At 57.2% G+C, this 15,539-nt stretch carries 14 protein-coding genes; 4 read left to right on the top strand and 10 right to left on the bottom strand.

The genetic code is table 11. From position 1 onward, the window contains the following. Positions 1–161: 161 nt before the first annotated feature. The 8 genes from N5W20_RS00605 to pstC form a co-directional block, all read right to left on the bottom strand. The gene (locus N5W20_RS00605) at positions 162–1,406 is read right to left on the bottom strand and encodes a dicarboxylate/amino acid:cation symporter (RefSeq protein WP_319807011.1); all 1,245 of its coding nucleotides are present in this window, start codon (positions 1,404–1,406) and stop codon (positions 162–164) included. A gap of 92 nt (positions 1,407–1,498) precedes the next feature. Continuing rightward, on the bottom strand, positions 1,499–2,506 hold the full coding sequence (pstS, locus tag N5W20_RS00600) for a phosphate ABC transporter substrate-binding protein PstS (RefSeq protein ID WP_319807010.1): 1,008 nt from the start codon (positions 2,504–2,506) through the stop codon (positions 1,499–1,501). Positions 2,507–2,612: 106 nt separating this feature from the next. After that, on the bottom strand, positions 2,613–3,800 hold the full coding sequence (locus N5W20_RS00595; RefSeq protein WP_319807009.1) for an ATP-binding protein: 1,188 nt from the start codon (positions 3,798–3,800) through the stop codon (positions 2,613–2,615). 9 nt (positions 3,801–3,809) lie between these two features. Continuing rightward, the gene (locus N5W20_RS00590) at positions 3,810–4,448 is read right to left on the bottom strand and encodes a winged helix-turn-helix domain-containing protein (protein WP_319807787.1); all 639 of its coding nucleotides are present in this window, start codon (positions 4,446–4,448) and stop codon (positions 3,810–3,812) included. A 58-nt stretch (positions 4,449–4,506) separates the two neighbouring features. Beyond that, on the bottom strand, positions 4,507–5,217 hold the full coding sequence (gene phoU, locus N5W20_RS00585; protein ID WP_319807008.1) for a phosphate signaling complex protein PhoU: 711 nt from the start codon (positions 5,215–5,217) through the stop codon (positions 4,507–4,509). A 23-nt stretch (positions 5,218–5,240) separates the two neighbouring features. Further along, positions 5,241–6,047 carry a phosphate ABC transporter ATP-binding protein PstB gene (gene pstB / locus N5W20_RS00580; protein ID WP_319807007.1) on the bottom strand — a complete coding sequence of 269 codons (807 nt, stop codon included), beginning with the start codon at positions 6,045–6,047 and terminating at the stop codon, positions 5,241–5,243. Positions 6,048–6,063: 16 nt separating this feature from the next. Further along, entirely contained in the window at positions 6,064–6,876 is an 813-nt protein-coding gene (pstA, locus tag N5W20_RS00575) for a phosphate ABC transporter permease PstA (RefSeq protein WP_319807786.1), read from the bottom strand. Between the two features lie 71 nt (positions 6,877–6,947). Beyond that, positions 6,948–7,922, bottom strand: a complete 975-nt coding sequence (gene pstC / locus N5W20_RS00570; protein WP_319807006.1) for a phosphate ABC transporter permease subunit PstC — start codon at positions 7,920–7,922, stop codon at positions 6,948–6,950. Positions 7,923–8,365: 443 nt separating this feature from the next. On the opposite strand from pstC, the gene N5W20_RS00565 reads away from it, so the two are divergent. Continuing rightward, positions 8,366–10,876 (top strand): glycosyltransferase family 2 protein, encoded by a 2,511-nt coding sequence (locus N5W20_RS00565; RefSeq protein WP_319807005.1) that lies wholly within the window; start codon positions 8,366–8,368, stop codon positions 10,874–10,876. A 29-nt stretch (positions 10,877–10,905) separates the two neighbouring features. On the opposite strand, the gene N5W20_RS00560 is transcribed toward N5W20_RS00565, so the two are convergent. Further along, entirely contained in the window at positions 10,906–12,120 is a 1,215-nt protein-coding gene (locus N5W20_RS00560; protein ID WP_319807004.1) for an MFS transporter, read from the bottom strand. Between the two features lie 341 nt (positions 12,121–12,461). Between N5W20_RS00560 and dps the strand changes: the two genes are divergently transcribed. Then, on the top strand, positions 12,462–12,998 hold the full coding sequence (gene dps, locus N5W20_RS00555; RefSeq protein WP_319807003.1) for a DNA starvation/stationary phase protection protein Dps: 537 nt from the start codon (positions 12,462–12,464) through the stop codon (positions 12,996–12,998). 269 nt (positions 12,999–13,267) lie between these two features. On the opposite strand, the gene N5W20_RS00550 is transcribed toward dps, so the two are convergent. Next, a complete protein-coding gene (locus N5W20_RS00550; RefSeq protein ID WP_319807002.1) occupies positions 13,268–13,534 on the bottom strand; it encodes a hypothetical protein in 267 nt (88 codons plus the stop codon). A gap of 609 nt (positions 13,535–14,143) precedes the next feature. Between N5W20_RS00550 and N5W20_RS00545 the strand changes: the two genes are divergently transcribed. Further along, positions 14,144–14,431 (top strand): 2Fe-2S iron-sulfur cluster-binding protein, encoded by a 288-nt coding sequence (locus tag N5W20_RS00545; RefSeq protein WP_319807001.1) that lies wholly within the window; start codon positions 14,144–14,146, stop codon positions 14,429–14,431. A gap of 41 nt (positions 14,432–14,472) precedes the next feature. Then, the gene (locus N5W20_RS00540; RefSeq protein ID WP_319807000.1) at positions 14,473–15,237 is read left to right on the top strand and encodes an iron-containing redox enzyme family protein; all 765 of its coding nucleotides are present in this window, start codon (positions 14,473–14,475) and stop codon (positions 15,235–15,237) included. Positions 15,238–15,539: the final 302 nt, after the last annotated feature.

The following is a 15,539-nucleotide window of genomic DNA, read 5'->3' as shown; positions in this document are numbered from 1 at the left end:
TCTTTTATGGCGGCCACGATGCAGAATGCATCGCACGCCTTGAGACGCGTCCACGTCTTGATTGTAGGAAATGAGTGTGCGTCATTGTAGTTCATCGAAAGGCGCAGTGTTGCACCCGAGGAACCATACTCATCTTGGGGCCGGCCCTGGGAAGGGAGAAGTCAGGTCTTCGATAATCTCGCCATCGGCTTGAGCTGATTTTCCCACTTCGCCACCAGGGCGGCAGACAGGGAATTGCCGATAACATTGGTTGAAGACCGACCCATATCCAGAAACGTATCGACACCGAGGATCAGCACGACGCCCTCCGCTGGCAGGTCAAATTGCGTCAATGTTGCCGCAATCACCACCAGAGATGCGCGGGGCACACCGGCGACGCCCTTGCTCGTCAGCATCAGCGTCAGCAACATCGCGATCTGCGTGCTCCAAGCCAGGGGGATATCGTAAACCTGCGCGATATAGATGCTCGCGAAGGAGCAATACATCATCGTCCCAACGAGATTGAAGGAATAGCCGAGCGGCAGCACGAAAGATGAAATTTTGCGGTCGACGCCGAATTCAGCAAGACGCTCAAGGATGAGCGGGTAGGCGGCTTCAGAAGTGCTGGTCGAGAAGGCGACGAGGAAGGGCTCACGCAGCAGGTCAACCAGTTTGAAGGCCGATTTGCCGAGGAAAATCAGTGAAACACCGACGAGCGAGAGCCATAGTACGAGGAGCGCCAGATAGAACTCGCCCATGAACTTGCCATAACTGACGATGATCGAAAGACCATTGACGCCGATGGTCGCGGTCAAAGCGCAGAAAACAGCAATCGGCGCCATCAGCATGATGAAGTTCGTCATTTTGAGAATGATGTAGGAGAAGCTCTCCACCCACTCGAGGACGAGTTTCGACTTCTCCGGCAGGGCCGCCGCAGCGCAACCGAAAATAATGGAAAAGACGACGATCTGGAGGATCTCATTATCGCTCATCGCGTGGAAGATCGAGTCCGGAACGAGATGATTGACAAAGTCGAGGAGGTTGAGGCCACTCGTCGAAATACCGGACGCGGACGACATCGAGATGCGGTGCATACCGCCACCCGGCTCAAAGAAATTGACGAGCAACATGCCCAGCGTCAGCGAGAAAAGCGACGAACATATAAACCAGAGCAACGCCTTGCCACCGACACGCCCCACACTGGCCGCATCGGTCATGCGCCCAATCCCGACCGTCAGGGTGGAAAATACCAAGGGCGCGATGATCATTTTAATCAGGCGGAGGAAAATCGTGGACCCAATGGAAACATAATTGGAGATTTGCTGCTGCATGGCCGCGGAAGCACAAAGGGCATGGATGGCGCCCCCCGCCGCGATACCGGCAATCATGGCGATAATGATGGCCCACAACATCCAATTTTGCTTCATACGATACCCTCGATTTTTAAATGTTCAGGGCTCTATTAACCGGACTCGCCTCTAACGCCAAATCTCGCGTCGCCATCAAAGCCGTCATGGGTTTATTTCTGCACCGGGTCCGGCCATTCAGCGAGGATTTTGGTTTTGACCGTCTGAGGCAAGGGGACATAATCAAGTCCGCGTGCCGCAGCGTCGCCCTCCATCAGGCCCGCGGCAAAAAAACGCCGGACGGCTTCCCTGGCGTGATCGCGCGGGACGAGGACATAGGTGGCGCTCATAATCGGCCACCCATTCGCCCCACCTGTATCGAGCAGGTCAACGACATTCCCCTTGGCGCGCTGCCATGGTGCCGCACGTGCTGCGGCCTCGAAGCTGGCCATGTCCGGTTTGATATAAGCGCCCGAGCGATTGGCAAGGGCGATCACCGGCAGATGGTTCTGTTTTGCATAGGCAAATTCGACATAGCCAATGCCGCCATCCGTCTGACGCACGCCCGCCGCGACACCGTCATTCCCCCTTGCCCCCGCGCCACCGGGCCACGCGACGGAAGCCCCGGCGCCGATCCCGCGCTTCCAGGATGGGGAAACTTTGGAGAGGTAGGAGGTAAAGACGAAAGATGTGCCGGAAGCATCCGCGCGATGCAGGGGCGCCACAGATGTTTCCGGCAGGTCCACGCCGGGATTCAGGCGTTTGATCCGCGGATCATCCCAATCGAGAATCGAGCCGTCAAATATCCCGGCAAGGGTGGGGCCATCAAGGCGAAGGCGGGAAACATCTACGCCCGGCAGATGCGCGATGACGACGATCGCCCCCATAACACTGGGAAACTGATAAAGGTGCCCCGCTGCCAGACTTGCCATGTCCAAAGGCTTATCCGTTGCGCCGAAATCCACGGTGCGGGCGAGGATCTGATTGACGCCTGCGCCCGAGCCGACACTTTGATAATTGACGAGCAGATGGTGAGAGGTTTTGACAGCCTCACCCCATGCACCATAGATCGGGGCCGCGAAGCTGGAGCCTGCCCCTGTAATTTCATCTGCCGAAGCCGCCTGCGCCGCCAGGCAGAAGACCCATCCCGTGAAAAGAATAGTCCATCGTTTGAGGCGCATCTCATAAAGCCTTTTCTGAGGGGCGTTGTTCTTCACTTTTCATCTTTCGCATCGGACATTGTTTTTTGCGCCATTCATAACGGGCTGACAAGCACCGGAATGACCTTCACGCATGTTCGGCAGGGGGCGTGGTTTCGGGGTCATGATTCGGCGTGGCACCGGGGAGCCACACTTCGCATTGAAACCCCTCCCCCGCCGCGCTGCTGATTTTCAGCCGACCCGCATGACGATCGACAATATGTTTGACGATGGCCAGTCCAAGCCCGGATCCGCCAATATTCTCACCGGCAACGCGATAAAATTGTTCCGTTAATCGAGGAAGGTGCTTTGCCGCAACACCCGGCCCATTATCCGACACGCTGAACATGACGCCGGACGTGGCGTCACCCCGCGCCATCACCTCAATTTCACAATCCGGCCCGGCATGTTTCAGGGCATTCTCGACAAGGTTGAGAAGCATTTGAACCAGTTGATCCGCATCTCCGAGGAAAGTGGTAGAATCGACTTTCTCCGGCATCATCACCTGTCCGGAATATTGACGGCTGAGCCCGGCAATTTCCTCCCTCATGCGAGACCAGAGCCTGTCGAGATGCAATTCCGTCTCCGGCCGCCAATGCGCGAGTCGTTGCGCGCGGGAAAGATGCAGAAGCCGATCAATCAACCTGCTCATCCGTGCCGCCTGACGGGACATGATGGCGAGGAATTCCTTCTGCGCCGCCGGGTCATCAGCAGCCTGCCCCTCGATTGTTTCCAATATGGCGGACATGGAAGCGAGCGGCGTGCGCAGCTCATGACTGGCATAGGCGACAAAATCTGCCTGCATACGCTGTGTGGTGGCGGCCTCCGTATGGTCGTCCAGCACGACGATCATGTGATCTTCCCGCTTGCGCGCCTTGTGCGTTTGCGTCTCCGCCCACTTATTCACACGGATCTGGAGGACGCGCTGCACCGGCACGTCAACTTCCAATTGCGTAAAGGTCGGGTTGCCGGATCGCGCCGCGCTCACGGCCGCCTGCAGAGCGGGATGTCGCAGGATCGCGCCCAGCGCATCCCCGAACATCGCCACCGCACGATGATTAGAGAGGACAGATCGCCCCTCACGATCCAGAACGACCAGGGGGACCGGCACCGATTCCGCGAAGGTGAAGCGCGTGTCATCCGTTTCAGTCAGGCTCAACAATGGATCGGGGCGCGATGGCGTGGCATGCCGCCGCCCCCTCTCCCTGACGCGCAAAATCTGCCAGAAAAGCACGAGGATGACCCCCGTCATGACGAGCCATATGATCGTCAACATGGAAAGCTGTCAGGCCTGATCGTCAAGCGCATAGCCTGCCGACCGGACTGTCCTGATATAATCAATGCCGTCATGGGCTTTCATGGCCAGTCTCAAGCGTCTGATATGCACGTCGATCGTCCTTAATTCGACGTAAATATTTTCATTCCAGACGCGCTTTAAAAGTGTCTCCCGTGAGAAGACCTCCCGCGGGTGCCGCATGAAAAATTCGAGGAGGCGGAATTCGGTCGGGCCCAGACTCAGCGGATGCGGCCCGCGTGAGGCGCGGCGGGTTTGAAGATTAAGTGTGAGATCCTGAAAACGCAGAACCTCCCTTTGTGACGGGGTCACACGGCGCAGGAGGGCACGCAGATGCGCCTCCAATGCTTCAAAACTGTAAGGTTTGGTCAGAAACGCGTCCGCCCCGCTATCCAGCCCCTCAATACTATCCTCCTCCGCCGATCGCGCCGTCATCAGGAGAACGGGAAGGGTGCGCAGAGCCTCTGTCATCCTGATGCGGCGGCACAGATCAGGCCCCGACAGGCCGGGTAACATCCAGTCGAGAATGATCGCATCCGGCGGCGCATCCTGAAGGCGCGCCCACGCCGCCTCCCCCGTCGTGAACGCCTCGACCCGGTAACCCATCCTCGTCAAATTATAGCGCAGCATGGTCTGGAGGGCGGGATCATCTTCAACGAGGAAAATAAGTTGCGCCACTGACGTCACATCATTGATCAATGGCGTCCGCGGCCGAGCTTTTCCCCCTCGGGCGGACGGGCGGAAGGTTTTCACCCTTTACCGCGTAAAAGACGCGCTCGGCGATGTTGGTGGTGTGATCACCAATCCGCTCCAGATTTTTAGCGATAAAGAGAAGATGGATGCAGGGCCCGATATTGCGCGGGTCTTCCATCATGTAAGTCACCAACTCCCGGAACAAAGCGGTGTAATATTCATCGACCTCGCAATCCGCCTCCCAGACTTCCTGGGCGCGTTCCGGGTCCTGCAATGTCATGGCATCGGCGCCGCGACGGAGATTTTCCTGCACCATCCGCCCCATATTGCGCAACCCGGAAAGGGAGAGACTTTCCGTCAGGTCAACCCGCTTGCTGCGTCGGGCGATGGAGGCTGCGTAATCACCAATACGTTCAAGGTCACTGCTGATTTTAAGCGCTGACACGATTTCCCGTAAGTCACCCGCCATGGGGCTGCGAAGGGCAAGAAGGCGGATCGCAAGCCCTTCAATATCCCGTTCAAGCTGATCGACCATCGGATCATGGTCGATCGCCTCCTGCGCTGCCGTGACGTTGAGATCGAAGACCGCTGAAACAGCCTGAGAAACCTGGTTTTCAACAATGCCGCACATGCGGGCCATCATGCCGCGCAGATGGTCAAGCTCATGCTCAAAACTTTTAACGGTGTGTACGCCATCCATACCCATCTCGACACCTCATGAAAACCGTATCAGCCAAATCGTCCCGTAATATAATCCTGCGTCTGTTTCTGGCGGGGGTTGGTGAACATCTTGTCAGCGTCTCCCACTTCCACCAGCGCCCCCATATAGAAGAAGGCCACCTGGTCCGCACAGCGCGCCGCCTGCTGCATGTTATGCGTCACGATCGCGATGGTGAAATCCTCTTTCAGCTCATCCAGCAGCTCCTCAATCCGCGCTGTTGAGATCGGGTCAAGCGCGGAGGTCGGCTCATCCAGCAGCAGGACTTCAGGCCGTGTGGCGATGCTGCGGGCGATGCAGAGGCGTTGCTGCTGCCCGCCGGAAAGCCCCGTCGCCCCGTCTTTCAGGCGGTCGCGAACTTCCTTCCACAATGCCACGCGCGTCAAGGCATCCTCAACGCGCATATCCATTTCAGAGCGGGATAATTTCTCATGAAGTCGCACGCCGAAAGCGATATTTTCATAGATCGACATGGGGAAAGGTGTCGGTTTCTGAAAAACCATGCCGATCCGCGCCCGCAGCACATTCACGTCAAGCGACGGGTCAAGGATATTGACCCCGTCAAATGTCACCTGCCCCTCGGCGCGCTGGCCGGGGTAAAGGTCATACATCCGGTTGAAAACCCGCAGCAAAGTGGATTTACCGCAGCCGGAAGGCCCGATCATGGCCGTGACGCGCTGTTTCAAAAAATCCAGATTGATCTTTTTGAGTGCCTGATGATGTCCGTAATAGAAACTCAGGTCCCGTACGGCGATGGCGGCATCCGCCTTGACGCGCGCCGTGTCCCGCTCTTTCAGTGCTTCAGAAGCCTGACTCATGCAATCTGCCTATCCTTTAACGACCACTGTCACGAATACAGAACCGTGCGATAATATTGATGCCCAACACGCCGATCGTCACGATCAGCGCGCCTGCCCAGGCCAGGCGCACCCAATCCTCATAAGAAGCTCCGGCATATTGATATATGGCAAGGGGAAGACTTGCCATCGGCCGGTCCAGGCTGAATGACCAGTTCTGATTACCCAGCGACGTGAATAAAAGCGGGGCTGTCTCCCCACTGACGCGCGCCAGTGCCAGCAGGATACCGGTCAGCACGCCGGGCGCGGCGGCGCGCAGGCATAAAAGCAGCACGACGCGCCATCGCGTGGCCCCAAGGGCCGAGCCAGCCTCACGCATGGCGACCGGCACGAGGCGCAGCATATCCTCCGTCGTTCGCACAATGATCGGCACGGCCAGGATGGCCAGTGCCACAGAACCCGCAAAACCGGAAAAACGATGGAAGGGCGCGACGAGGATCAGATAAACAAAAAGTCCGATCAGAATGGATGGCGCGGAGAGAAGCACGTCGGAAACAAAGCGCACCGTAAAAGCGAGGCGCCCACTGCTTCGACATTCAGAGAGATAAATCCCGCAGCCCAGCCCGATCGGCGTCGCCATCAGCAGGCCGACAAATGTCTGGATCAGGCTGCCGATAATCGCATTGGCAAGGCCCGAATGATGGCCTGGTGGCCCCATCGGGACCAGAAACGTCGCCAGTGACATGCCGGCGAGACCATTTTTAAGCAGCGTCCATAAAATGGAGACAAGCACAGTAATGAGGCTCACCGTCGCCGATATTCCGAGGAGTGTGGCGAAACGGTCCGCCATGTGGCGACGCCGCAGGATACCGCTTCTTCGCCACCCATGATTATGGGGATGTGGTGCCTGTGAAGGGTGTTTCATGCCTGTTTACCGCGCAGCAGCCACCGCGCTGCACCCAGTGTCACAAAAGAGAGGACCATCAGGATAAATCCGAGGGCAAGCAAAGATGATAATTTCAGGCTCCCCGCGGCGCTTTCGGGAAATTCGAGCGCGATGAGCGATGCCACGCTGTTGCGGGGGGAGAAGAGTGACCAGCCCATGATATTGACGTTGCCGATGACAAAGGTCACCGCCATCGTCTCACCCAGCGCGCGCCCGGTGCCGAGCACGATCCCGCCGATAATCCCCGTCCGCGCCCAGGGCGCCACGATGCGGCGCATGACTTCCCACTTGTTGGCACCCAGGCCGAAAGCACTTTCCCGCAACATGGTCGGCGCGACTTTGAAGACGTCGCACATGATGGCTGTCATAAGCGGCGTTATCATGATCGCGAGGACGATCCCGGCAGACATCAGCCCGAGGCCGTAAGCGGGTCCGCTTACGAGATCCTGAATGAAAGGTGTGTGCCGGAAATGATGATGTAAAAAAGGCTGCACATGTCGCGCCATGAAAGGCACAATGACGAAAAACCCCCACATCCCGAAAATTATGGACGGCACAGCCGCGAGAAGCTGGATGGCGGAGGCAAAAGCGGCGGAGACGACCCGCGGCGCAATGAAAGTCAGCCAGAAGGCGGTGCCGAAAGCAATCGGCACGGCGAAGAGCACCGCGATGAAGGTTGATGCCACCGTCCCGAAAACAGGTGCGAGCGCGCCATATTGCTGGGTAACCGGGTTCCAGACATTTGAGATGATGAAATCAAGGCCGAAATGGCGGAAGGCCGCGAACCCGCCAACCCCCATACTGACGACCAGCCCGCCCAGCGCAAGCAGCACGATGAGCGCGCAGAGGCACGCCACACCCCGAAAAAGGCGATCCCCTTTCCAAAATGGCGTTTCGCCAATCTGAGGAATGGATCGACCGACGTCTCGAGCATCGGGGATAAGCGCCATATGTGTGTCGGACCCTAACCTGACCGGAAAGCAGACGGAACAATAAAAACCAATCCGCTTTGCTGATGACCCGGTTATAACGCGAATGCGCCTGAAATCGTCAAGGGCTCGAATCGCGACCCACGCGGCACACGGCGCCATGCACCGCTTCCGCGCCCTGTTATACAGCCCCTTAAAGGACGTTTCTCAAGTTGATATTCCTTGCCTATCCTTGATGCGGCATTTTCCAGCGGCTTATGTACAACGGATTTATGAAGTTTTTTTGACAGCGCCTCTAACGCCTCATCTTTATGCGCAGCGTGTCACCGTCACGCGCCGAAACAATGAGGCGGCCTGAAATACCTCGGTTGACAGGAAAAGCTTTTTTGACAGCGCATAAGGGAGACACCATACATAAAACAGGGACAGTCTCTGTCGATTATTCTCAGGCTACAGGTTCCATCATGACTGCGCAGAATTCACCATTCCGTGGACTGGTCGATTTTTACGAAAACGGCGTGGCACGCGGTTGGGCCATTCATCTTAATCGCCGCGGCCCCCTTCATGTCCACGTGCTGATTGATGGGCAGGAAGTCGCCGCGGTGGAGGCTGCGTCACCGCGTCCTGACCTCGGCAGCCTCATAAAATCCGGCGAGCAGAATATTGGATTTACGTTCAATGTCCCGTCGCCCTATCTAGACGGCCGGGCGCGTGCCCTCTCCTTCCGCTTTCCTGATGGCAGCATTGTGCCTGTCAGCGTCTCCGGCACCGGGCAGGACTTCACGGATGAGCTTCTGATCGGCGATGACGCCGCTCAGCAGATTACCGGCTATTTTGAAGGACTGCGTCAGGGTCAGGTGGTGGGTTGGGTCCTCATCCCGGGAGAAAGCGGGGCGTTGGAAGGCGGGGCGACGGTCGCTTTATCGATTGATGGGCGTCACATCGCGCGCGTCAAAGCCGATCGCTTCCGCGGGGATGTCGGAGAATCTCTCGATGCAGATGGGCTTTGCGGCTTCTCAGTGCCTGTGCCCACGGCGTTTCGGGATGGCAAGCCGCATCTCTATGCTGTCACGGTTGAGCCATCAGGCGTCGAGCTTACCAACAGCCCGATGCGATCCTCCATCGCCGATGATCGGCTGGAGGCGGAACTTGTCGATGTGACAGAGACAATTGACCGCTTTCATCGCGATCTTTCCGCGTTGCGCCGTAAAATCCGTGACATCATGCCGCATGGCGGACATAGTCTCGCAGATTATGATAGCTGGGCCCGCGCCTATTATGCCCGCCTCCGCATCGCGGTTGATCATGAACGGACACACGCACCTTTGCCCGGCTCTCCCCGCGTCTCAGTCCTCTGCCCTGTATATAAGCCGATCCTGACGGATTTCATTCAGGCGGTGCAATCCGTCATGGCGCAAACGTACCCGCATTGGGAGCTTATTTTTATTGATGATGGCCGCGCTGATGCGACAATTACACGCCAGATCGATACGTTCTGCGCGGCGGATAAGCGGATGCGAGTCATCACGCTCCCGAAAAATCAAGGCATCGCGGGCGCTACCAATGCGGGCCTTATGGAAGCGAAAGGCGATTATATCGCGTTTTTCGACCATGACGACGTGCTGGTTGATGTCGCGCTGGAAGTCATGGTCCGCGCGGCCCTGCGCTCAAACGCCCAGTTGCTTTATTCCGACGAGGATAAGATCGACCTGCATGGGCGCTTCCGCGACCCGAATTTGAAACCGGATTTTTCCTACCGATATTTACTGGGCTGCAATTACATCTGTCATCTGACTATGGTCCACGCGGCGCTTGCCCGCAAAATCGGCCTGCTTGATAGCGCCTATAATGGCGCGCAGGACCATGATTTCCTCCTGCGTGCGGTCGAGATATTGCAACCCGCGGAGATCTGCCATGTGCGGGATATTCTCTATCACTGGCGCATTACTGAAAATTCGACGGCGGCCAGTCTGAAAAATAAAAGCTACGCTGTCGAAGCAGGGGTGCGGGCTGTCGCGGCGCACCTCAGACGGCGCGGCCTCAAAGCCAGGCCAACTTCCATTGATAAACTGACGATTTACAACGTGCGCTGGCAATATCGGGCGTCGCCACGTGTGACAATCATCATCCCCTTTAAGGATGAAAGCGAAATGACGGAACGCTGTGTCACAGCGCTTCTTGACCGTACGCAATATGCCGCCTTTGATATCATCCTCATCGATAACTGGTCAGTCACTCCGGCAGCAAAGCGCTTCGCCGCGCGGATGCGTAAAATTGAGGGCGTGACGGTTCTGCGGGTGGAGGAAGCCTTTAATTTTTCCCGCCTCAATAATTTTGCCGTTCGGCATACGGATGCGCCCTTTATTTTATTTATGAATAATGATGTCGTCATTGAAAATGCTGACTGGCTTCGCCTCATGGTCAATGAGTGTCTCGCGGCGGAGGATGTCGCCGTTGTCGGGAATATGCTGCTTTATAAAGATGAGACCATCCAACATGCCGGTGTGATTACCGGCCCGGATGTGATCGGCGCGCATGCCCATCGCCGTTTCGGGCGGCATGATAAAGGCTATATCGGGCGCATCGCCCTGACGCATGAAGTCTCCGCCGTGACGGCTGCCTGTATGCTGGTGCGGCGCGATGTTTTTCTCGCGGTCGGCGGGTTCGATGAGGATCACCTCTCGATCGCCTATAATGACGTCGATCTATGCCTTAAAATTCGTCAGGCAGGGCATCGCGTCCTTTATGTGGCGGACAGTGTGGCCCATCATTATGAGAGTCACTCTCGCGGCACAGATGACCGGCCTGAGCATGAAACGCGATTTTTCCTGGAGACACAGTTCATGCGGGAAAAATGGGCCGGTTATGAGGATTTCGAGTCCGACCCATATTATGCGCGTTACTTCCGCACCGATGCCACACCATTCATGGATCTGCGCCGACCGGAGGAAATCCCTGCGCCGGACAAGCTTTAGGCCCGCCGTGACGGGCCTCACCTGTGAAGTCACTCCATCTCAGTGATTGATTTGCCGCTGGTTCGATATTCCTCCGCGACGCTGGCGAGGTAAATACCAAACCCACCAAGGGAAAGAAGCATCCCGACCCAACCAACGGCACTCCAGCCCAGACCGGATGTAATGGCGATGCCCCCCAGCCACGGCCCGACCGCATTGGCGATGTTAAAGGCGCTCTGATTCAACGCCGCCGCCAATCCTTCAGCCCCCACCGCCACAGCGAGAAGGCGGGAATTCACGACCGTGGCCAACCCGCCACTGGCGCCGATCATGAAGACATTGATGCATAAGGGGATGAAGCGGTGCGCTGCCTCCGGGAAGCCCGCCATGGAGGCCGCCCCCATCAGCAGCACGCCGCCCAGTGTGGGCACCATCCGTCGATCCGCGAGAAAGGCGCATACAACCGTGCCCACCGTCATCCCGACGCCGAAAATCGCGAGAAGCACGGGCAGAAGCGTGGCGGGAACATGGGTGACGTGGGTCAGGATCGATGCGAGATAAGTATAGACGCAGAAGACCCCCCCGAAACCGACCGCCCCGATCGCCAGGGTCAACCAGACCTGCTTGAGTTTCAAGGCCGACATTTCCGAGACGATGCTCGCATTTTCCCGGGGGCGGACATCGGGTGAAAAACGGGCAATCAGCATCATAGTGAGGGCGGCCAGGGCGGCGATAAGGGCAAAGGCCCAGCGCCACCCCACAAGCTGCCCGAGGAAGTTGGCCAGCGGCACGCCGCAAATGGTCGCTAATGTCAGGCCGAGAATCACCCGCCCCACTGCCTGCGACCTTTTATTGGGCGGGACAAGATAGGAGGCGACAATCCCGGCAATGCCGAAATAAGCCCCGTGCGGCACGCCGCTGAGGAAGCGGAAGATCAAAAAGGTTTCGAAATTGGGCGCCAGCGCGCTCAGCCCATTTGCGATGCAGTAAAATAACATCATCGCGATCAACATGCGCTTGCGGCTCATTCTGGCGGAGAAGAGCGCGATGACAGGCGCGCCGAAGCACACGCCGCACGCATAGAGGACAATGGCATAACTGGCTTGCGGGTCCGTCAGGCCGAAACTATGCGCGACCATCGGCACGATGCTCATAGCCGCGAATTCGGCCGTTCCGATCGCGAAGGAACCAAGACCAAGGGCAATGAAAATAATCAGATTTTCTCGGGATGTGCGGGGGATCACATCGTGATGGGAAGCGCCCATAAACTCCTCATTAAGTCTCACCCACCGGCGACAAACGCAGGCTTCGGCAGTTTATGTACCAAGAGCATGCCCCCAAGAAATAGTTAAGCCGGTTCATAGCGTCGATTGACTATTTTTTTATTCAACTCGGCGCGCGCTCAATCGTTCATCCCCGACGACGCGTGACGCGGCGGACAATCATGGGAGACTTCCTGCGCAACATATGTTGTCGCGCCGCTTTTCCCCCTTGATTTCAGCGCGCGGGCGCACAACGATTAGTTTTAAAGCCCTTGAAGGTCAGGGAATTATCCGCGTCAGCGTGGCGGCGGGCTGGCCCAGTTTACAAGGCAAAGGACAATGTCATGACTTCCAGAAATATGATGCACACGACGCAGAACAACCTTAAATCCAACGCCAAGGCGGTCTCGATCGACACGCTCAATGCCCGTCTCGCAGACCTAATCGATCTTTCCCTCATCACGAAGCAGGCGCATTGGAACTTAAAGGGGCCGCAATTTATCGGCGTGCATGAAATGCTTGATGGTTTCCGAGACAGTATTGATGCGCTCGTCGATGAAGTGGCGGAACGTGTGGTGCAGCTTGGCGGAACCGCTTTTGGCACGGCGCAGAATGTGACCAGCACATCCTCCTGCAAGCCCTACCCGACCGACATCTATAAGATTGCCGACCATATTGCCGCACTGATCGACCGTTACGGCACCGTCGCCAATAACGTTCGCGACGCGATTGACAAGACGGATGATGCGGGCGACGCGGATACGGCTGACCTCTTCACGGAAGCTTCGCGCGCTTTGGACAAGCATTTGTGGTTTCTGGAAGCTCACGTGCAGGAGCCGACAGGCGCCATGCGGGATGGCGACCATAAAGGCGCACGATAACCTCACCTTTTGCATGGAAAACGCCCCTTCGGGGGCGTTTTTTTTGCCCGGGATAACTGCCCCGACGCGAACGACACGTTCAACCGGCGGGCACAACGTTTGAGCGCCGTTCGCGCCGCTCGCGCCGCCGCGCTTCCGTAGGTGGCGCGACATGCGCGGGGGTGTGGCACCCCCACCCGGCGAACTCCTTGGCCATGTTGTGCCATATAGCGTTGCGCTGACCTGGCCGATGCTCAATGCAGCAGGCAGCTTGACCGCCGTTGGCGACATCAGAGCCGACCCGCGATTCGCCAAATCGGCCACGCCGCGCTGCCCAACAATGCGCTGACCCTCAGCCAGATATCGTCCGGCCTCAACCCGATCCGGTCAGGAAAAGCGCGAAATGGTTGGCGCTGACCCACGGCCATGCGCGGCAACGCGCTGCGCTGGCGGGCCATCTCGCCGAAGGTAATCGGCAGGAGACGTATATCTGCCCTAAGCGACGCACCCGAAGCGGCGCGCAACAATCGGGCATCAAGGCCGCGCGGCAACGTCACGCGATTTGGGCCAGCTCTTCGGCAGCGAAAAATCGCGCCTGACGCGGGATCGCCAGAGCCATCAAGCAAATGCGCGTCCTCTTGAATGCCAAACGCCGTGGACGAAAAGCCAGGCCGCATATAGCCCTGACGCGCAACCGGACGGGCACGCGGCGCAGTCAGAATCGGGCGCGTGTTCTGGCAGATATTGCTGCCGACTCGGGACCAGCGACTCGGCCGACGGCGGAGGGACAAAGCGTGATCACGATGTCGAGCGAAACATGAACCATTTTTAATGTTGACATGAAATTCAGCCGATCCTGCGGCGACCCATCATCAGACGCTGTGCCTGGCTGCGGCGCGCTGACGTGAAGAGAGGCTGTAAAATTTCCTGAGAAATCAAATGGTAGCGAATCCACCATCGTGAACAACCGTGAGTTGCAGACTGGATTCATCACACGTCAGCGGATAGAGACCCGGCCCCTTAATATCCGCGAACTATCTGTATCTGAACTTTTCGTGAATAAATTGTAGTAGCATTTTGAAACTGGATTGTTATGCTCGTCCCTAGGTTTGAGAGCCCCGCCAACGCAGGCGGACATGCTCACAACGGCTTCAGGGAACGGACAAATGTTCAAGATCAAGATGATGCCAAGCGAGACCGAGGTGCTGCTTCCAGCAGGGGTACAATTGACGGAGCTGGAACACGAATTGCGTGAGGACAACATTCCGTTCGGCTGCAAATCAGGTGCGTGTGGCGCATGTGTCATCGAGGTGTTGGATGGCCTCGCAAATCTTAACAACAAAGAAGAAGACGAGGACGAATTTCTAGAGATGCTTGGCTTCTCTGGTCCAGGCTTCAGGCTGGCATGTCAATGCCAACTGAATGGTGCGGTCACATTACGTGTCGCGAAATAAAACTATTCGATTTTTGGTTAAATAAACGAAAGGAAATTGTCGTGAGTACTCAAAATCGTGTGAAGCATGTGGGTTATGACCATGATGGCGCGCCCTTTCTCAATGCACAACGTTCCGCGCAATTGCGTGCGGAAATTGATGCCATCATCGATCGTCAGGTCGATAATTGGTATGAGACCGTGCCCTACGCCGCGCATCTTGAAGGCAAATCCGTCAACTCCGCTTACTATCAGCGCCACCTGATCGAGACAGCATGGCGCATCCGGCTCCTCCGTGTCGCAGAGTCCAAGGCATTGGCGGAAATCGCCAAGACGAGTCCGCGTGCGGCTCAGATCTGGGCGAATTATGAAAATGAAGAAATGCTCCATGATGAGCTGTTCATCCAGGATCTGACGCGCGCGGGCGTCTCCCGTGAGACCTTCCTCGGGACTGAACCTTATCTGTCGACAAAGCTACTTGTCGGTTACTTCTCCTACCTGCTGGACCATGAAGGGCCGCTGGGCGTCGTCGCTTACTCCTACCTGGTGGAGTACGTGAACGTGAAGCTGGAGCCGCGGAAGATCGAAGCGCTCAAAGAGTCGGTCGGTGAGCAGAACATCTCCGGGCAGATCTCCCACTCCCATACGGACATCAATGATGATCACCCGGGTGAAGTCTGGCAGGCCGTGCGCCATTTGCTGCGCAGTGAGGAGGATATCGCTTCACTGAAACGCTACCTGCGGGAGCATCAGGACATTCTGGCGATGTACTTCAAGGAGCTTCACGACGACAAGGTCGGTGCGCTGACCGAGACGCTCGCCGCTTAACACCAGCTATAGGAGGTACGCATCATGGAGAACGGTGGCGTTCTTATCTTGAGCCATTGCGGCTTCTCTTTCGCGGAAGATCTTATCGCTGCGATTGAGAAACGGGGATTGCATCCGTGGGTGCTGAGTTCCAGGCCTTCGCCTGAGCACGGAGATCAGCGTTTGCAGATCCTCCGATCAAAGGCATCGCTCCTCTTCACCGTGGATTCCCACGAGCTTAAGCAAGGCGATGTTCTGAACACCATCGATTCTCTCCAAAGGCAGGGCCTCCACGTTCGGGCATGCATCTCAGTGTGGGAGGG

It is taken from the genome of Candidatus Kirkpatrickella diaphorinae (assembly GCF_025736875.1).
Taxonomy (GTDB): Bacteria; Pseudomonadota; Alphaproteobacteria; order Acetobacterales; family Acetobacteraceae; genus Sorlinia; species Sorlinia diaphorinae.
Note: the sequence above shows the minus strand (reverse complement) of the source record. Positions and strands in the feature narration are given on the sequence as shown.